The sequence below is a fragment of the Saccharothrix sp. CB00851 genome (assembly GCF_001905065.1).
Taxonomy (GTDB): Bacteria; Actinomycetota; Actinomycetes; order Mycobacteriales; family Pseudonocardiaceae; genus Actinosynnema.
In genome coordinates this window covers 172192-189730 of the sequence record NZ_LWLC01000064.1, presented here as the reverse complement: position 1 = coordinate 189730, position 17539 = coordinate 172192, and the positions used below count along the sequence as shown (strand labels likewise).

At 71.6% G+C, this 17539-nt stretch carries 17 protein-coding genes; 7 read left to right on the top strand and 10 right to left on the bottom strand.

Annotated elements, in window-relative coordinates; genetic code table 11:
• Position 1: 1 nt before the first annotated feature.
• A complete protein-coding gene (locus A6A25_RS39350; RefSeq protein ID WP_241829164.1) occupies positions 2–847 on the top strand; it encodes a hypothetical protein in 846 nt (281 codons plus the stop codon).
• Here A6A25_RS39350 and A6A25_RS39345 read toward each other — a convergent pair.
• Genes A6A25_RS39345 through A6A25_RS44460 form a run of 3 tightly spaced genes read right to left on the bottom strand, consistent with a single transcriptional unit; the run spans position 824 to position 3129 of the window.
• Positions 824–1096 carry a pentapeptide repeat-containing protein gene (locus A6A25_RS39345; RefSeq protein ID WP_073899229.1) on the bottom strand — a complete coding sequence of 91 codons (273 nt, stop codon included), beginning with the start codon at positions 1094–1096 and terminating at the stop codon, positions 824–826. The genes A6A25_RS39350 and A6A25_RS39345 overlap by 24 nt on opposite strands.
• Positions 1097–1123: 27 nt before the next feature.
• Positions 1124–2494 (bottom strand): S1 family peptidase, encoded by a 1371-nt coding sequence (locus A6A25_RS44465; protein WP_073899227.1) that lies wholly within the window; start codon positions 2492–2494, stop codon positions 1124–1126.
• Positions 2494–3129 (bottom strand): hypothetical protein, encoded by a 636-nt coding sequence (locus tag A6A25_RS44460; protein WP_158073902.1) that lies wholly within the window; start codon positions 3127–3129, stop codon positions 2494–2496. The genes A6A25_RS44465 and A6A25_RS44460 overlap by 1 nt, the downstream gene beginning before the upstream one ends.
• Positions 3130–3247: 118 nt before the next feature.
• On the opposite strand from A6A25_RS44460, the gene A6A25_RS39330 reads away from it, so the two are divergent.
• Positions 3248–3727 carry a YkvA family protein gene (locus tag A6A25_RS39330; RefSeq protein ID WP_073899223.1) on the top strand — a complete coding sequence of 160 codons (480 nt, stop codon included), beginning with the start codon at positions 3248–3250 and terminating at the stop codon, positions 3725–3727.
• Positions 3728–3753: 26 nt separating this feature from the next.
• Here the strand turns inward: A6A25_RS39330 and A6A25_RS39325 are convergent, their stop codons facing one another.
• Positions 3754–4455: a lysophospholipid acyltransferase family protein gene (locus tag A6A25_RS39325; protein WP_083669050.1), complete on the bottom strand. Its 702-nt coding sequence runs from the start codon at positions 4453–4455 to the stop codon at positions 3754–3756.
• Positions 4456–4564: 109 nt separating this feature from the next.
• Between A6A25_RS39325 and A6A25_RS39320 the strand changes: the two genes are divergently transcribed.
• From A6A25_RS39320 to A6A25_RS39305, 4 genes are read left to right on the top strand one after another with little or no spacing between them, the layout of a single operon-like run.
• The gene (locus A6A25_RS39320; RefSeq protein WP_073899221.1) at positions 4565–5755 is read left to right on the top strand and encodes a PP2C family protein-serine/threonine phosphatase; all 1191 of its coding nucleotides are present in this window, start codon (positions 4565–4567) and stop codon (positions 5753–5755) included.
• Complete coding sequence (locus tag A6A25_RS39315; protein WP_073899219.1) at positions 5755–7248, top strand: sensor histidine kinase; 1494 nt, start codon at positions 5755–5757, stop codon at positions 7246–7248. Before A6A25_RS39320 ends, A6A25_RS39315 begins: the two co-directional genes overlap by 1 nt.
• Positions 7245–7682: a response regulator gene (locus A6A25_RS39310; RefSeq protein ID WP_073899217.1), complete on the top strand. Its 438-nt coding sequence runs from the start codon at positions 7245–7247 to the stop codon at positions 7680–7682. The genes A6A25_RS39315 and A6A25_RS39310 overlap by 4 nt, the downstream gene beginning before the upstream one ends.
• 10 nt (positions 7683–7692) lie before the next feature.
• Positions 7693–8448, top strand: coding sequence for an alpha/beta fold hydrolase (locus A6A25_RS39305; RefSeq protein ID WP_073899215.1), 756 nt, complete (start codon positions 7693–7695; stop codon positions 8446–8448).
• Here the strand turns inward: A6A25_RS39305 and A6A25_RS39300 are convergent.
• From A6A25_RS39300 to A6A25_RS39280, 5 genes are all read right to left on the bottom strand, one after another.
• A complete protein-coding gene (locus A6A25_RS39300; protein ID WP_073899213.1) occupies positions 8441–9439 on the bottom strand; it encodes an MBL fold metallo-hydrolase in 999 nt (332 codons plus the stop codon). The two genes, A6A25_RS39305 and A6A25_RS39300, sit on opposite strands and share 8 nt — an antisense overlap.
• Before the next feature lie 9 nt (positions 9440–9448).
• Positions 9449–10687, bottom strand: a complete 1239-nt coding sequence (locus A6A25_RS39295) for a glycosyltransferase 87 family protein (protein ID WP_073899390.1) — start codon at positions 10685–10687, stop codon at positions 9449–9451.
• 19 nt (positions 10688–10706) lie between these two features.
• A complete protein-coding gene (locus tag A6A25_RS39290) occupies positions 10707–11936 on the bottom strand; it encodes a glycosyltransferase 87 family protein (protein ID WP_241829163.1) in 1230 nt (409 codons plus the stop codon).
• Entirely contained in the window at positions 11929–13701 is a 1773-nt protein-coding gene (mptB, locus tag A6A25_RS39285; protein WP_073899209.1) for a polyprenol phosphomannose-dependent alpha 1,6 mannosyltransferase MptB, read from the bottom strand. Before mptB ends, A6A25_RS39290 begins: the two co-directional genes overlap by 8 nt.
• A gap of 281 nt (positions 13702–13982) precedes the next feature.
• Positions 13983–14246: a GNAT family N-acetyltransferase gene (locus A6A25_RS39280; RefSeq protein WP_073899207.1), complete on the bottom strand. Its 264-nt coding sequence runs from the start codon at positions 14244–14246 to the stop codon at positions 13983–13985.
• Positions 14247–14307: 61 nt separating this feature from the next.
• On the opposite strand from A6A25_RS39280, the gene A6A25_RS39275 reads away from it, so the two are divergent.
• Entirely contained in the window at positions 14308–15330 is a 1023-nt protein-coding gene (locus tag A6A25_RS39275) for an LLM class flavin-dependent oxidoreductase (RefSeq protein ID WP_073899205.1), read from the top strand.
• Between the two features lie 367 nt (positions 15331–15697).
• Here the strand turns inward: A6A25_RS39275 and A6A25_RS39270 are convergent, their stop codons facing one another.
• Positions 15698–17518 carry a DUF6119 family protein gene (locus tag A6A25_RS39270; RefSeq protein ID WP_198933027.1) on the bottom strand — a complete coding sequence of 607 codons (1821 nt, stop codon included), beginning with the start codon at positions 17516–17518 and terminating at the stop codon, positions 15698–15700.
• Between the last annotated feature and the right edge of the window lie 21 nt (positions 17519–17539).

Genomic DNA, 17539 nt, shown 5'->3' with positions numbered 1-17539 from the left:
CGTGCCCAGGGTGGTGGTGCGTGGCGCGGGCCTGGCGTCGGTGGTGCTGGGGCCGGGTGAGTCGCTGCTGTTCGGACGTGCGCCGCACGACGTGGTGGGTCCGGCGCGGCCGGGTCGGGTGGTGGTGGCGCTGCCGGACTGCGCTCCGCACGTGTCACGGCTCGTCGGCGAGTTGGCGGTGGGCGCGGACGTGGTGTCGCTGAAGTGGCTGGGCGCGGGCGAGGCGCAGCTGTCGAGCCTGTTCGACGCGCCCGGCGGTGCGCGGCGGGTGATCCTGACCCGGTCGGCGTCGGCGCTGCTGGACGCCGGCGAGAACCAGTTGGTGCTGCTGCTGGGCAGGCGCGGCGCCGGGGACGGGTTCGCCGACCTGCTGATCACCATCGACGTGGAGCACTCGCCGGTGACGCCGGACGTGCCGTTCGGGTCGGCGGGCGGCGACACGCGGACCGGTCCGGGACTGGTGCGCGGCGGGCGGGACTGGTTCGTCGCGCTGGCGTTGTGCGAGCCGTGGCTGGCCGGCGCCGACGACTACCCCCGGCCGCCGTCGAACCGGGAGATCTTCGACCGGGTCCGCGAGTGGCACGGCTACGCCTGGAACCTGCACCGGCCGCAGCGGGTGGACGACGCGATCCGGGCGATCTCGGCGATCGCGTTCGGCGCGGCGGACGACCCGTTCCTGGCACCGCACGAGGGACGGCTGCAGAACGTGCGCTTCGCGGTGGCCCGCCGTGCCGCCGAGGTCCGCCTGGTCACCGCCGCGGACCTGGCCGAGGTGACCCGGGCCGCCAAGAACCGCAACCCGCCTGACGGCGGCGGCGCCGGGTCAGGCCGGGCTGGACACCTGTAGCCGGACCCGGTCGGTGGCCGCGGCGCCGACCCTCACCACACCGCCGGACACCTCCGCGTGCTTGAAGTCGACCTTGCCACCGGAGAACGTCGCACCGCCGAAGTCGATCCGGCCGCCGGTGAACGTCACGTGCCCGAAGTCGATCTCGCCGCCCAGGACCTTCGCCCGGCTTGCGTCGGGTGGCGGCGCCTCGGACGCGCATCGGCTGCCCTCCTCCGGGGTCGGTGACTGCCCATGATCGTGCCGCACGGCCGAACCGCGACCACGCCGGACGGGTCAGTCGGCGGTCGGGTCTCGGCGAGGTGGGGTGTCGTCCTCCCGCTCGACCTTGACCGTGGGTGTGTCCTCGACCTTGGCTGTGGGTGCGTCCTGCTCGACCTTGACGGTGGGGGCGTCCTGCTGGGCCGTGGCGGCGGCCCGCTCGACCGGTGCCGGGAAGCCGAACGGCGGGGTGTCCACATCGGACACCGGCACGGTCCCCGCGGGCACGAGCGCGCGCCTGCGGGTCAAGGCGATCGCCGTGCCCGCCGTCGCCGTGGCCACGCCGACACCACCGCACAGCACCGCGAGCACGATCAGCGGCGTCGTGCCGCCACCGGCCGACCCGCCCCGGTCGACCGCGAGCCGTCGGTACTCGCTCGCCTGCAGGTGACCGGGCGAGGCCGCCAGCACGTCGTCGAACCCCTCCACCGCGCCGTCGAAGTCGTCGGCGAAGTAGCTGTCCAGCGCGGCCCGGTAGTCGCGGTCGTGCTCGCCGGGTTCCGCCTTGACGTCCTTGCCGGCCAGCACGTCCAGCAGCGTCGAGGACGCGGCGGCGAAGTTGAACGACTGCGTCTCCCCCGGCGAACCCTGGCTGACCACGCCGACGACCCGGCCCTCCATGTCGACCAGCGGCCCGCCGCTCATCCCGTGCGTGGCGGCGGCGCTGAACTCGTAGAACGGCCGGTCGTTCTGCGTCCGGCGCGCCGACACCTGGCCGTTCTTGTTGCTCGGCTCCAGGCTCGGGTCGACCGCCGCGCCCGCCGAACCGGGGTAGCCGATGGCCAGGATGGGCGTGCCGACCGGCGTCTGGTCGGCCCTGATCTCCAACGACGGCAGGTCGTCGCGCGGCACCTTCAGCACCGCCACGTCACCGTCGGTCGGCGCGACGAGGTCCACCACGGTGGCCGGCGCGATGTCGCGGATCGGACCGTCGCCGGTGGCCTCCATCCGCTCCACCTGGATCGCGCGGTCGACCGGGCGGTCCGGGTTCGCCCCTTCGGCGACCGCGTGCTCGGCCAGCTGCGCCTTGGCCTTGGCCCGGTCGACGATCCGGCCCGCCGCCGCCAGCTCCTCGATCGCCGCGTCGAACAACGCGCCCGCGCCGCCCTGCGGTCCGGTGTGGACGCAGTGGCTCGCGGTGGCCACGTGCCCGTCCGGCCGGATCACCGCGCCGCTGCACGTCGCCTTCACGACGTAGCCCTTCGCACCGCCGAACACCTCGCCGGTGCGCTTGTCCCGCACCCAGCCGTGCCACTCCACGGTGATGAGCACGATCGCCGGCCGGGCGATGGCGGCGGCCAGCTCCTCGGGGCTGGACGGCTGGGCCGCACCGGCGGGCGCGGCCGTGAGCAGCAACAACGCCGCCGCGGCGAACAACGCGCGCATCAGCCGTACACCCCGAACGAGGCCGTGCGCGACATCGCCGCGCGGTACCCGCCCGAGTTGCTCTCGACCAACGTCGTGGCCTGGCAGGTGAGGTCGTCGACCTCGTTCTGCGCCGGGTTCGCCGCCACCGGCTGGGTGCTGAGCTCGCCGCGCTGGTCGTGGAACGTCCAGGTGGCGTCCGAGCGGGTGCGCGCGTGGTAGGTGATCGCCTTGTCGGTGGCGGACCAGGTGAACTCGTAGCCGCCCCGACCCACCACTCGCAGCTCGTTGCCCCGGAACGTGCCACGCCACACCACGCCGTCCAGCCGCGCGGTCCCGGTGCCGTCCGGTCGGAACTCGTAGGTCGTGCCGGCGCTGGTCATCGGCAGGGCGGCCTCGTCGGTGTAGAACTTGATGTTCGACACCTCCTCCACCACGACCCAGGAACCGACCACGCACAGCGGCCGCCCGACCTCGCGCGTCGTCTCCGGCCGGGCGGTGGGAGAGGGCTGACCGCTCCTCGACGCCACCGGCGTCGGCCCGTCGTCGGCCAGGACCGCGGCGGCCAGACCCCCGCCCGCGAGCAGCGCGCACCCGGCGACGACGAACAGCACCACGACGACCGATCTCGCCGGTAACCGAGGGGAATCGCTCACCGGGCCATCGTATTGATCGACCCACCCGCGCCGGGCGCGCCCGACCCGGAAGTTTCCGGCGCGTGACCCGGCGTCCGCTCCACCCGCGCGCCCGCCCCACCGCCACTACCATGGTCCTGTGATCTTCTTCAGCGTGGTCCTCACCCTGCTCGGGCTGAGCACGCTGCTCCTGCGTGACGACGAGCTGATCGGCCTGCCCCCGGTCGTCGTCGGCTCCGGGCTGGTCGTGCTGGGCGTGGCGGCCGGCGCGCTGTGGGTCGTGCGGCGGCGCCGCCGGTGGGAGCGCAACGGCGAGCCGCGCCCGGTCGGCAACGTCGTCGACCGCGCCAAGGCGCTGCCCCGGCTGCTGCGCGAGCGCAAGGCCTACGGCCTGCCGACGAGCACGCTGGCCACGTGGGCGTTCGCCGCGGTCTACCTGGTCTCCCCGGTCGACCTGCTGCCCGAACTGCTGCCGCTGATCGGTGTGACCGACGACGCGGGCGTGGCGGTGTGGCTGCTCACCAGCGTGTCCACGGTCACCGGCCAGTACCTGCGGTGGGAGCGGGAGCGCTCGGGCAAGGCGCGCAAGCCGTCGGAACAGCGCCACCCCGAGCCCTAGGGCCGCGGCCCTGGCAACGCGAACCGTCAGCGGCTCCCGGGAGGTGGCAGGTCGCGCACGCCGGTGAGCAGCGTGGTCACCGCGCCCATGATCCGCGCGGTCGCCTCGTCCAGCACGGCCTTGGTCGGCTCCAGCCCGTACAGGTCGGACAGGTCCACCTCCGCGCCCGCCACCACGGACACCTTCCGCCACGGCCGCGGCACGAACTTCCCCGGCGGCAGCAGCTCGCGGGTACCCCACTGGGCCACCGGCACCACGGGCGTGCGGGTGGTCAGCGCCAGCCGGGCCACCCCGTTCTTGCCGCGCATGGGCCAGCCGTCCGGGTCGTTGGTGAACGTCCCCTCGGGGTAGACGATCACGCACTCCCCCGCCGCCAACGCCGTGCTCGCGCTGTCCAGCGCCACGCCGCCGCGCACGCTGCTCCGGTCGACCGGGATGTGCCGGCCCGACGACATCACCCAGCCGATCACCGGCGCCTTCCACAGGCTCGCCTTGGCCAGGTACCGGGGCACCCGGCCGGACGCGAGGGCGAACGCGGTCAGCGTCACCGGGTCGGCGAAGGACAGGTGGTTGGACGCCAGCAGCACCGCGCCCTCGCGCGGGATGTTCGTCCGACCCGCCATCCGCATCCGGACGAACAGCACCACCAGCGGCCACAGCAGGTCGATCGCCACCGAGTACCAGAAACCGCGGCCCCGCCGGGGCAGGCGCGTCGTGAGCGCGACCATCTGGGAGAACGTCACGCGAGGATCTTCGGTCATGGCCCCGGGCGCCGTCACCGCGCCCCACCGCACGCCGTCACCCAGGTCTGATCGAGTTCGACTAATCTCCTCCTCCGTGGCAGGGCTCCCCACATCGCGGACCGCGGTGAACCGGATCAACGTGCTCCTCGTCGAGGACGACGAGGGGGACGCCGTGCTGGTCGAGGCCCTGCTGGAAGAGGTCGAGGCGGACGTCGCCCTGCACCGGGCGCGGACCCTGCGGGAGGCCGAGGGCCTGCTGTCGAAGGCCGACTGCGTGCTGCTCGACCTCGGCCTGCCCGACACGACCGGGCTCGACGGCCTGACCAGGCTGCTCGCCAACCCGGCGCCGGTGGCGATCATCGTGCTCACCGGTCTCAACGACGAGCACCAGGGCACCCAGGCGGTGGCCCAGGGCGCGGAGGACTACCTGGTCAAGGGCCAGGTGGACGGTGTGGGCCTGGCCCGCAGCATCCGGTACGCGGTCGGCCGCAAGCGGGTCGAGGAGACCCAGCGCCAGCTGCGCGACGAGCAGCTGCTGGCGGCGGAGAAGACCCGCCTGGAACGCGGCCTGCTGCCGTCCCCGATCATGCACGGCGAGGACCTCGGCTGGGAGGTCAGCTACCGACCCGGTGGTAGCCGGATGCAGCTCGGCGGCGACTTCTACGACGTGGTGCGCACCGCCGACGGCACGCTCCAGCTGCTGATCGGCGACGTGTGCGGGCACGGCCCGGACGAGGCCGCGATCGGCGTGCTGCTGCGCATCGCGTGGCGGGCGCTGGTGCTGGCCGACCAGGAGCCGTCCCGGGTGCTGCGCACGTTGCACCAGATCCTGGAGCACGAACGCCACCAGCCCGGCCTGTTCACCACCGCGTGCATGGTGACGATCTCGCCGGACCGCCGGTGGGCGCGGCTCTACCTGGCCGGGCACCCGGAGCCGATGCTGCTGGTCGGCGACCGCGTGGTGGAGCTGCCCCGCGACCGGGCCGGGCTGCCCCTGGGCGTGCTGCCGGACAGCACGTGGAGCGGCCTCGACGTGCCGCTGCCGCCGGGATGGTCGATGCTGCTCTACACGGACGGCCTGGTCGAGGGCCGCGTCCACGGCGACACCGAGCGGTTGGGCTCGGAGCGGCTGATCGACCTGATCAGCGGGATCACCAGGACCCGCCCGGACTGGGCCCGCGCGCCGAAGACGCTGCTCACCGACCTGATCAACCAGGTGAAGGAACTCAACGGCGGGGAGCTGGACGACGACATGGCCGTGCTGCTGATCTCGGACCGCGCCTGATGGACTACCGCACCCGCTGGCCGGCGAGCAGGCTGCTGATCGCGGCGGTGACGGTCCTGATCATCGTGTGCGCGGGCGCCGTCGGCGGCCTGGGCGTGTCCATGGCGGGCCTGACCGATGCCCGCAAGCTGCTGCTGGACCAGATCCAGCCCGCCGTCGACCTGGTGCGGGACGTGGACACCGCGCTGATCGACCAGGAGAGCGGTGTGCGCGGGTACGTGCTCACCGCGAACGAGGAGTTCCTCACCCCCTACACCGACGGGCAGGAGGTCGAGCACCGGACCGTCGACTCCGTCCGCGACCTGCTCACCTCGGTGCGCCCGGACCTGGTGCGCGACCTGGACGAGCTGGACCGGCTGGCGGCCGACTGGCGGCAGGGCTACGCCGAGCCGCTGATCCAGCGGGTGCGGGAGTCCGGGGTGCCGCAGTCGACGCTGGCCGACGCCGAGCGCGGCAAGGAGCTGTTCGACCGGGTCCGGGTCGCCGACGACGCGCTGGGCGACAAGCTGGAGCAGGCGGCCGGTGACGCGCGGCGCGAGCTGGACCGGGTGGCGGGCAGGCAGCTGTGGCTGCTCGGCGGCCTTGGCCTGCTGCTGGTGCTGATCATCGCCGGGGTGGCGGTGATGCTGTACCGGATCGTGATCGCGCCGCTGAGCGGGCTGGCCGCGGACGTGCGGCAGGTGTCGTCGGGCGACTTCGCGCACGAGGTCGAGGCGGGCGGGCCGCGCGAGACGGTGATGCTCGGCGAGGACGTCGAGGCCATGCGCGTGCGCATCCTCTCCGACTTGGAGGACCTGCGGCGGTCGAACTCCGAGCTGGAGCAGTTCGCCTACGTCGCCTCGCACGACCTGCAGGAACCGCTGCGGAAGGTGGCGAGCTTCTGCCAGCTGCTGGAGCGGCGCTACTCCGGTCAGCTCGACGAGCGCGGCGAGCAGTACCTGAAGTTCGCCGTCGACGGCGCGAAGCGGATGCAGGTGCTGATCAACGACCTGCTGGCGTTCTCGCGGGTGGGCCGCATCACGCGGGAGCAGACCCTGGTGGACTGCGACGATGTGGTCGCCGGGGTGCTGGACAACTACTCCGAGGTCATCGAGCGGACGCACGCGACCGTCGAGGTCGCCGACCTGCCCACGGTGCGCGGCGAGGAGTCGCTGCTGGGTGGCGTGTTCGGCAACCTGATCAGCAACGCGCTGAAGTTCCACGGCGAGGAGCCGCCGCACGTGCGCGTGGACGTGGAGCGGACGGGCGAGTTCTGGACCTTCACGGTGAGCGACAACGGCATCGGCATCGACACCGAGTACGCTGAACGAATCTTCGTGATCTTCCAGCGCCTGCACCACAAGGACGACTACCCCGGCACCGGCATCGGGTTGGCCATGTGCCGGAAGATCATCGAGTACCACGGTGGCACGATCTGGCTGGACACCAGCGAGAACGGCACCGGTACCACCTTCAAGTTCACGCTGCCGGCTGTAGAGGACGACGAGCAATGAGCAATCCGCTGAACGTGATCGACGTCCTATTGGTGGAAGACGACCCCGGCGACGCGCTGATGACGCAGGAGGCGTTCGAGCACCACAAGATCCGCAACCAGCTGCACGTGGTGCGCGACGGCGTCGAGGCGCTGGAGTTCCTGCGCCGCCAGGGCCAGTACGAGGACGCGCCGCGGCCCGGCCTGATCCTGCTGGACCTGAACCTGCCGAAGATGGACGGCCGGGAGGTGCTGGCTGAGATCAAGGCGGACGAGACGCTGCGGCCCATCCCGGTGGTGGTGCTGACCACGTCGGAGGCGGAGGAGGACATCCTGCGCAGCTACAACCTGCACGCCAACGCCTACGTCACCAAGCCGGTCGACTTCGACCGGTTCATCGAGGTCGTGCGGCAGATCGACGACTTCTTCGTGACCGTGGTGAAGCTGCCCCGCTAGGGTCTCGCCCATGGGCACGGTGACCTCGAAGGACGGCACGACGATCGGGTTCTCGCGGGTCGGTGAGGGTCCGGCGGTGGTGCTGGTGGACGCGGCGTGCTGCTTCCGGGGCGGCGGTCCGATGCCCGCCGTCGCCGAGGCGTTGACCGGGTTCACGGCCTACACCTACGACCGGCGGGGCCGCGGCGAGAGCGCGGACCGCGAGCCTTACGCGATCGAGCGCGAGGTGGAGGACCTGGCGGCCGTCATCGACGCGGCGGGCGGGTCGGCGTACGTCCACGGCTTCTCGTCGGGCGCGGTGCTGGCGCTGCACGCGGCGGCGACCGGCTTGCCGATCACGGCGCTGGCGCTGCTGGAACCGCCGCTGTCGTTCGAGGAGCCGACCGGGCCGGACGTGCGGGACGAGATCAACGCCCTGGTCGCGGCCGGTCGACGTGGTGACGCGGTGGCCCGGTTCCAGGAGGCGTGCGGCATCCCCGAGGAGTTCACCGCCGGGATGCGGCAGTCGCCGGGCTGGCCCGCGCTGGAGGCAATGGCCCACACCACCGCCTACGACCTGACCATCACCGGCACCGTCCCGGACCTGGCCTCGGTCACCGCGCCGACGCTGGTGCTGGACAGCAGCGGCAGCGACGAGCGGCTGCGCGGCTGGGCGGACGGCGTGGCCGAGCGCCTGCCGAACGCCTCACGCCGGACGTTGGTCGGCGACTGGCACGGCGTGGCGCCGGACGTGCTGGCCAAGGCCCTGGCCGGGCACTTCAGCTGACCGAGTAGCGCACCTCGCCGTCGTCCACCTCGGCGGTGAGCAGGCCGCGGTGGACCAGCACGTCGAGGTGCGCGGCCGTCTCGCCGGTGGCCAGCACCTGGTTGAACAGGTCCAGGTCGGCGAAGTCGCGGTGCCGCCGGGTCCAGCCGAGCTTGCGGGCGGTCTCGAAGGCGGTTCCGGTGCCCGCGCGCACGGCGTCCAGCGTGGCCGCCAGGCGGTCTTCGTGGTGGGCGAGCAGTTCGTCCACCCTGGCGTGGCTGGACTCGGTGACGGGGCCGTGGGCGGGCAGCAGCCGCAGGTCCGGGTGGCTCCGGACGAGGCGCAGCGAGTCGAGGTAGTCGCCGAGCGGCAGCGCGGGCCGGGCGGGTTCGAAGCCGATCGACGGCGTGATGTGCGGCAGCACGTGGTCGCCGGAGAACAGCAGTGACGACTCGACGTCCAGGAACACCACGTGACCGCGCGTATGGCCGGGGGTCGGCAGCACGCGCAGGACCCGCTTCTCCAGGGCCAGGTCGGACTCGTGGAGCCACTCGTCGGGCTCCTCGTAGTCGCGCAGCTCGGCCTCGCCTACCGACTCGACCACGGCCCGCCACCGCTCGGCCAAGTGCGGCGCGCCCCAGGTGGCCAGGTCGCGGAAGCCGTCCCGGCGCCGTGCGACGATCTTGGCCAGCGACGGCTGCTCCCCCGCGCCCAGCGCGATCTTCGTGCCGAACCGGCGGCGCAGCGCCACGGCCATCGTGTAGTGGTCGCGGTGGACGTGGGTGACCAGGAAGCGGCGGACGTCCTCGAACCCGTGGCCGAGCGCGCCCAGCGCCGTCTCCAGGGCCGTCTCGCCCGCTTCGAGCGCCCAGCCGGAGTCGATCAGCACGAGGCCGTCGCCGTCCTCGAGCGCGTACACGTTGACGGTGTGCAGCCCATCGTTGGGCAGGGGCAGCGGTATCCGGTGGACACCGGGCGCGACCTCGAAGACTCCGGGTTCGGTCCACTCCATCCCCGGATACTACTTGCCGGTAACCTCGAGGTGGTCGGCCAGTGGCGACTCGGCCCGATCACGCCGTGCGGCGGTCAGCAGGAACGGGATCACGGCGAGCGTGAGCAGCGCCAACGCCGGGTAGGCCCAGCCGACGGCAGACAGCCAGCCGGGACGCGGGATCGTCCAGATCGTGGGCTGCCGGTCGAGCTGGAAGGCGATCAGGTCCCAGAACATCACCGGGCACCACAGCACCAGCAGCACGCCCCGCACCCACGGCACGACCCTGGTGTGCACGAGCCAGATCAGCAGCGGTCCGATCCACACCCAGTGGTGGTCCCACGAGATCGGCGAGAGCAGCAGCCCGAGGACCTGCACGACCAGCACGCCGATCAGCACGTCACCCGCCCGCACCGCCGCGCGCAGCGCGAACCCGGCCAGCACCAGCGAGATCACCACCGCGACCACCCACGGCCACGTCATCTCGACGTCGTAGCCGAGGCTCCGCGACAACGCGCCCCGCAGCGACTGGTTGTGCGCGGTGCCGATCGGACCCACCCGGTCCGCCGCACCGAGCAGCTCGAACCAGTAGTGCCTGGCCTGCGCCGGGTTCACCAGGAAGCCGAGGCCGACGCTCACCGCGAACGCGACGACCGACCACACCGCCGCCGCGAACCTGCGGGTGGCCAGGAAGTACAGCCCGGAGATGGCCGGCACCAGCTTCACGCCCGCCGCCAAGCCGATCCCGGTGCCCGCGAGCCGCGAGTCCCGGGCCGTCATCGCGCCCAGCACCACCGCCGCCAGCAGCAGGTTGACCTGCCCGAAGTCGAACGTGTGCACCACCGGTTGCAGCCACAGCAGCACGGCGGTCCACAGCAGCGCCCGACGCCGCCACAGCGCCGCGTCCGCCGTCCAGCCCTCCCCCGCCACCAGGCGCAGGGCCACGCGCACCATCCAGTACACGCACAGCGCGGACAGCAGCCGCAGCGCCCACTGCGCGGCGACCCACGGCAGCCACGTCATCGGCAGGAACACCAGCGCGCCGAACGGCGGGTAGGTGAACGGCAGCGGGAAGTCGGGCGGCGAGTTCGGCGAGGTGACCTCGTACAGGTCGCCGGAGAGCACGTGCGGCGCCAGCGCCCAGTACACGTACAGGTCGATCGTCTCGTTGCCGAACCCGGTGACGATGGTCCAGGTGCGGCCGAGGGCGGACACCACCAGCAGCACCGGCGCGACGGCCAGCAGCCACCGCTCCGCGTTCACGAGCACGCGCACAGCGGGGGACGGATCACGGGACACTGGGTTCGACCTTCGACGTCGTGGGCGGCGTGCCGACCGGCTCGGTGCGCTCGGCGCGCAGTGCCATCGGCATCACCGCGAGGGTGAGCAGGCCGAGCAGCGGGTAGCACCAGCCCAGCGCGGCCAGCGGCCACGGCCGGGGGATCTCCCAGATGGTCGGCTGCTGGTCGATCAGGTAGGTGATCAGGTCCGCGCCGGTCACCACGACCCACGCGGCGGCGACCGCCAGGACGGGCCACGCGCGGCGGGCGCCGTACACGGCCCACAGCACCAGCGGGATCACCCACACCCAGTGGTGGCTCCACGAGATCGGCGACAGCAGCAAGCCGAACACCTGCACGGCCACCACGGTCGCCAGCGCGTCACCCGCCCGCACCGACGCGCGCAGCGCGAACCCGGCCAGCAGGGCGGACACCACCACCGCGAGCAGCCACGGCCAGCTCATGCCGACGTCGTAGCCGAGGGTCCGCGACAACGCGCCGCGCAACGACTGGTTGATCGCCGACCCGACCGGGCCGACCCGGTCGGCCGCGCCGAGCAGCTCGAACCAGTAGCGCCACGAGTCGGAGGCGGAGGCGACGAAGCCGACGGCCACGGTGAACGCGAAGCCGACCGCCGTCCACACCGCGGCCTTGAACCGGCGCGTCACCAGGAAGTACAGCACCGAGATCGCCGGGGTCAGCTTCAGGCCCGCGGCGACACCGACGCCGAAGCCCGCCACCAGCTGCCGGGTGGCGACCACGGCGGCGAACGTGCCGGCGATCAGCACCAGGTTGATCTGGCCGAAGTCGAGGGTCTTGCGCACCGGTTCGCACCACAGCGCCAACGCCGTCCACAACAACGCCCGGCGCGACCAGGTGGCGTCGAACCGCTGCCCCGACTTGGCGGCGACCAGCGTCAACGCCGTCCGGACCAGCCACCACAGGCAGACCAGGGACAGCACCTGCCACAGGATCCGCGCGGCCACCCACGGCAGCCAGGACAGCGGCAGGAACACCACGGCCGCGAACGGCGGGTAGGTGAACGGCAGCGGGAAGTCCGCCGTGAACGGCATGTCGATCGTGTAGAGCTGATCGGTCAGCAGGTTCGGCGCCAGGCTCCAGTAGACCTTGAGGTCGATCATGCCCCAGCCGGTCGGCGCGCCCAGGCGCCAGAAGTACCAGCCCAGCGACAAGCACAACACCAGCGGCGCGAACCTCAACACCCGCTGCTCAACCACCCGTGCTCCCGCGCTTCTTCCCGGCCGTGTCCGGCTCGACACCCACGTCGTCGTCCGCGGCGTCTTCGTCGTGCCCGGGGTCGTGGACCTCCGGCGGCGACGTCCGCCTGGCGTCGGTCACCGCCTGCTCGACCACGTCCGCGATGTCGATGACCTCGACGACTTCGGCGACCTTCGCCGACCGGCCCGGTTCACCCGACCGGCCGGGGTCGCTCGACCGCGCCCGCAGTTCCGCCAGCAGCGACCACACGGACGGCCGTTCGAGCAGTGCCCGGCCGACCCACACGCCGATGAGCACGGTAACGGCCAGGTAGGACCACCAGACGACCGGGTTCGCCGAACCGTAGTGCCACCGGGCGACGATCGTGCCGTCGGGGAGCGTGATGAGGACCATCCAGACCGAGAAACCGGCCGCGACGGCGAGCCACCGGTCCTTCCAGGCGAAGGCGGCGGCGAGCGCCAAGGTCCAGGTGAAGTACCACGGGAGCACGGACGGCGCGAGCACGGACGCGGCGAGCAGGGCGATCGCGGCCCGCCGCACGGCCTCCACACCACCGGCGCGGGCGAGCCACCACTGGCGGACCAGCACGGCGGCCAGCACGTACATGCCGGCGGACCGGAAGAAGTCGAGGAAGCCCTCGTACTCGGCGCCCGGGAAGTGCCGGCCGACCGAGTGGTACAGCAGTTCGGCGACGGCGCAGGGCAGCGACATCCAGGTCAGCAGCGGGGTCTGGCTCTGCAGCACGTTGATCCAGCCGAGGTCGACCCCGGCGATGATCGTGGACAGCGCGAAGACACCGGCGAACGTGATGCCGCCCACCAGGCACGCCTGGAAGAACCGCTGCCGGGCCGGGCCGGACAGCCGCGCGACCCACACCCAGACCAGGAACGGGACCACCAGGACCGCGGTGGCCTTGACCGCGGTCGCCAGGGCGATCACCGCGATCCCGCGCACGTGCTTGCGGTCCAGCACCATCAGCACGCCGACCGCCATCAGGCCGACCATCAGGATGTCGTTGTGCGCGCCGCCGATGCCGACGGCGATCACGAACGGGTTCGCCACGGTCAGCCACAGCGCCACCGACGTGCGCCCGCCGAGGTGGCGGACCAGTCCGGGCATCGCCCAGGCGAGCAGCCCCAGGCCGGTGAGCACGGCGAGCCGCATGAGGACCGCGCCGACGATGACGTTGTCCCCGGTGATCGCCACGACACCCTTGGCCACCAGGAGGAACAGCGGCCCGTACGGCGACGGCGTGTTCTGCCACAGGGACGCCACGTTGCCGCCCAGCGACAGGGGCAGCACCGACGCGCCGTTCGTGTACGGGTCGAACCCGTGCAGCGCGACGGCGCCCTGGGCGAGGTAGCTGTAGACGTCCCGGCTGTACAGCGACGGGCCGATGAGCAGCGGCGCGGTCCACGCGGCGGCGGCCAGCACCACACCGCGCCCGTCCACCTGGCCGGCGCGGACCATCCGCCCGAGCCGGACCCACGAGTAGACCATCAGCGCCACGCCGGCGAACACCACGGCGGTGGCGAGGTCGCGGCCGTGGCCGTACCGGACCGCGTTGAGGATCGTGCCGGTCAGCAGCGGGTCGCGCCGCAGCACCGCGCCCGCGCCGACGCCGCCGACCGCGATCAGCAGCCCGCCGAGCGCGCCCAGCCGCAACAACCGCGCGGGTACCTGCCGGACGACTGCCGCCCACGTGCCTGCCCTGCGAGCCGGGCCGCCCGCGCGCGCGCCGGTCTCGCTCACCTCAGCGGTCACAGCCAGGCCCACTCCGTCGGTCTCGTGTTCGGTCCTCTTGCCGGCGATCGGTCGCGCGTGCCGACGACGTCACCATCATGGCGGGGATCAAGGACGAGGGAGGCCACGGTCGATAATTTTGACACGATCAGCTACCACTGTTGACCAAAAGCGGACTACTTGGCCGTCTTGTTACCGCTCAATGTGATGATTCCCACTGAGAAGCAACCTCGACGTGGTATGCGCTGGTCAACAGGGTACCCAAGTCGGTTCGGGCGGATACGTCCGGTCCCGGTGTGCCGTCACGCCAGTTCCGGGTGCTTTTCCAAGTAACCGCGCACGAACGGGCACTGGGCCACCACGGTCAGGCCCTTGGCGCGCACGTCCCGCAGCGCGTACCGGACCAACTCGCTGCCCAGGCCCTTGCCCTCGACGACGACCTCGGTGTGGGTGAACGTGACCACGCCGTCCGCCGCGGTGTACTCGGCGAAGCCGCCCAGCTCACCGTCCAGGCGAACCTCGTAGCGGGACTGCTCGGGGTTGTCGGACACGGACACTGCGGTCACGGGTGCTCCTCCGCTCGGCTTTGGCGGGTGCCACGGTAGTCGCGGCGTGCAAGATTGGCGGATGGACGTGTATCTGCTGATCCTGGGCGATCACCTGCCCAACCCGTACACCGGTCGGGCGGTCTCGGAGTGCGACCGGCTGGGTGCGATGGTGGAGCAGGCGGTCGTGGCGGAGGAGGCGGGCTTCACCGGGGTGGCGATCGGCGAGCACCACTTCACCCGGTACATCGTTTCCGCGCCCGAGTTGTTGCTGGCCACGATCGCCGACCGCACGTCGACGTTGCGGCTGTCCACCGGGGTGACGCTGCTCGCGCACCACGACCCGGTGCGGGTGGCGGAGAACCTGGCCACGTTGGACGTGCTGTCGCGGGGTCGGGCGGAGCTGATCGTGGCGCGGGGTGTGTCGCAGCGCACGGACGTGGCGTTCGGGGTGCAGGACGACGTGCGGGCGCGGTTCGACGAGAACCTGCGGCTGCTGCTGCGGCTGTTGGAGGAGAAGCACGTCACGTGGGAGGGCCGGTACCGCAGTCCGCTGGTGGACGTCACGACGACGCCGCGCCCGGTGCAGCAACCCCGGCCGTTGGTGTGGATCGGCAGCGGGTCGGCGGTGTCGGCGGACCTGGCGGTGGAGCTGGGGCTGCCGTTGATGCTGCCCAGCACGTTGCGGGACCCGCGGACGCACCGGCCGGTGGTGGAGCGCTACCGGGCGGCGATGGGCGGTGGCGGGCGGGTGGCGTTGCCGAGTCACGTGTACGTCGCACCGACGGCGGCCTCGGCCCGTGCCACGTGGCGACCTCACCTGGCCGCGTACGCGGAGTTCGCCGACCCGTGGCGCGGTGACGGTGACGTGGACGTGGACCTGCTGATGGAGGGTGCGGCGGTGTGCGGCGACCCGGCGGAGGTGACCGACCGCCTGAACCGGCTGACCGAGCTGCTGGGCCTGGACGCGCAACTGGTCATGGTGGACATAGGGGGTCTGCCGCACCAGGCCGTGCTCGACGCGATCCGCCTGTTCGGCCGGGAAGTCCTGCCGAACCTGACCCCCGCCCCGTCCCGACTCACCGACCCGCCGCGTGCGTCCTGAGCGTTGAACTCGGGTGTCCTGAACGTAGGACACGCGTGTTCTGAACGTAGGACACGCGGGTTTTGGGTAGTCCGGTGGGCAAGGAGGTCAGCCATGGTCCAGCCTCAACCGCCCGAACCGCGCCCCGTGCCCGTACCCGACCCGGTACCCCAGCCGCCGCACGAGCCGTCACCCGCGACCGAACCCCCGATCCCGCCCACGCCGGAACCACCGTCGCCCACCAAGCCCGCGCCCGACGAGCCCCCGCCGAACAGGTGAAAGACGCGCCCGGGAGACCACTCCGACGGTCGGGCACCGCCGGAGTCGGTCGTCGTTCCACTGCGACGCGACATCTGGTCTGCGCCGAACACCGCCGAGGAGAGAACGGTCACCGGCTGATCGAAGCGATCTCGAGACGTACACCCATACCCTGGAGCGACGTCGCCGCGTGCAACAGGGACACCTTGGCGAAGGAGAAGAGCGTCTCGGGCGTCAGCGTCGTCCCGTCCTTGAGCATGATCCCGTAGACGAGGGTCGGCGACCGGAACGACGAGTCGACCGGGTGCCCAGGCGCGAGCGCGTCGACCTTGTCGAGGAACTTCCGCCGGGCCGCGGCGTCGTAGCGGAGGGTCTCGACGGCTACCCGCCCTTGCGCGAAGAGGTGGTTGAGCGCGGCCGTCTTGTCCGCCTTCTTGATGCACACGAGCTGACCGTCCGGTCCGAGGACATCGGCGATCTCAAGGCCGCCGCCGCGGAATCGCTTGGTGCGCACGGTGTCCTTGTCGAGGAGCACGTACCCGTCCTGGGCTGCGACTTCCTTGTTGTACCAACCCTCGTCGTGCCCCGCACCGGCCGGCCACGGCGGGAGGGTGACGCTGGCCGGCAGCGTGAGGAGGTCGGCGATCCGCTGGTCGATGACGGTCGCGTAGTTCCCGCCGATCTCGTACCACCGGCCCTGCCAGTAGAACCAGTGGTCAGCGCCGTCGGACACCTCCGCGGTGAGCCAGTGGTCGGCGTGAACCTTGCGGCTGAGGGGGTCCTCACCGGCGGTATCGCCGAACATCTGGACTCGGCCCTTGCGCAGTGCCTCCAGCCTTTCCCCGGACGGCAAGTGACGGACTCCCGCGACCAGTTCGTCGACATCCAGCTCAGCGGGCCATCGGGAACAGCCCGCGAGAGTCACCTTGAAGGTCTCGGCGAACTCGTACCGCTCCCGGCATTCGGTGGGCACGGCCAAGGCGACGCGGTCGGTGTCCGCCTCGCCGAGCATCGCGTCGAAACGCCGGTCCAGACGCCGCGCGCGCGACGACTTCGGGTCGATCGGACGCACGTTGGCGATGAACTCGAACTCGGGCAGCGGGTTCGACCGCGCGCACACCTCTTCGATCAGCATCAGATCGGCCATGAGCGATTCCGGCGTGGTTCCGAGTCGCACCTTGAGCGTGCGGTCGTTACCGGTGATCTGCGCAGGGCGCTTGCGGTCTTTGGTGTAGGTCAACGGGATGTCGGTGATCTTTCCGGAGATCTGGCTGACGATCTCGCCGAACTGCTCGATGCCGAACCCTCGGATGTGCTCACCGGCGCTGGCGGAGTTCTCGTCGGTACGTCCCCGCGCGTCCATCAGGTGGCGGCGCACCCTGGTGACCCGGTCGTGGTCCAGGCAGCGGACCGCGAACTCGATGCCGAACCCTGGGTCGATCACGCCCGGAGCGAGGATCACGCGACCCATGCCGTACGTGGCTGCGTACACGGCCTTGTCGGTACGAACCAAGAGCAGGGCGAGAGCGTTCTGCTTCGTCTGGACGACGAGGCGCCCGACCAAGGCGGTCAGGAGATCGCACCACGGCGCGGGCACGGGTCCGGTCGAACCCGTGACGACCAGACCCTTCAGGCGGCCGTGGTCGACCTCGTCCACCGTGAACCGGTCACTGCGCAGGTAGTAGGGCTCGACGAACGACCGCAGGTCAACGTCCTCGATGGGACCGTCGAAGCACAGGCGGTAAAGCGGCGTCATATGGGTGCCGGGCGTCTTCACGGGTACGTCGACGGCCAGAGCGGGGAAGTCCGGGTTCGTCACGGTCGTCCTTCTCGAAGTGGGACTTGGGTGCCGGGCATGCGGTCGCGCCGACCCCGGAACCGTAGCGGGGAGTGTTGACACTCTGCAAGTGTGTTCACAACATGTCCGGTGAACATGCTCACCAGTGTTCACATGAACTTGTGAACAGAGTAG

What these genes read in the sequence shown, in the direction of transcription:
- A6A25_RS44465 (WP_073899227.1), bottom strand. Translation starts at nt 2,494, where the DNA reads ATGCGCGCGTTGTTCGCCGCGGCGGCGTTGTTGCTGCTCACGGCCGCG.
- A6A25_RS39325 (WP_083669050.1), bottom strand. Translation starts at nt 4,455, where the DNA reads ATGGTCGCGCTCACGACGCGCCTGCCCCGGCGGGGCCGCGGTTTCTGG.
- A6A25_RS39310 (WP_073899217.1), top strand. Translation starts at nt 7,245, where the DNA reads ATGAGCAATCCGCTGAACGTGATCGACGTCCTATTGGTGGAAGACGAC.
- A6A25_RS39305 (WP_073899215.1), top strand. Translation starts at nt 7,693, where the DNA reads ATGGGCACGGTGACCTCGAAGGACGGCACGACGATCGGGTTCTCGCGG.
- A6A25_RS39300 (WP_073899213.1), bottom strand. Translation starts at nt 9,439, where the DNA reads ATGGAGTGGACCGAACCCGGAGTCTTCGAGGTCGCGCCCGGTGTCCAC.
- A6A25_RS39275 (WP_073899205.1), top strand. Translation starts at nt 14,308, where the DNA reads ATGGACGTGTATCTGCTGATCCTGGGCGATCACCTGCCCAACCCGTAC.
- A6A25_RS39315 (WP_073899219.1), top strand. Translation starts at nt 5,755, where the DNA reads ATGGACTACCGCACCCGCTGGCCGGCGAGCAGGCTGCTGATCGCGGCG.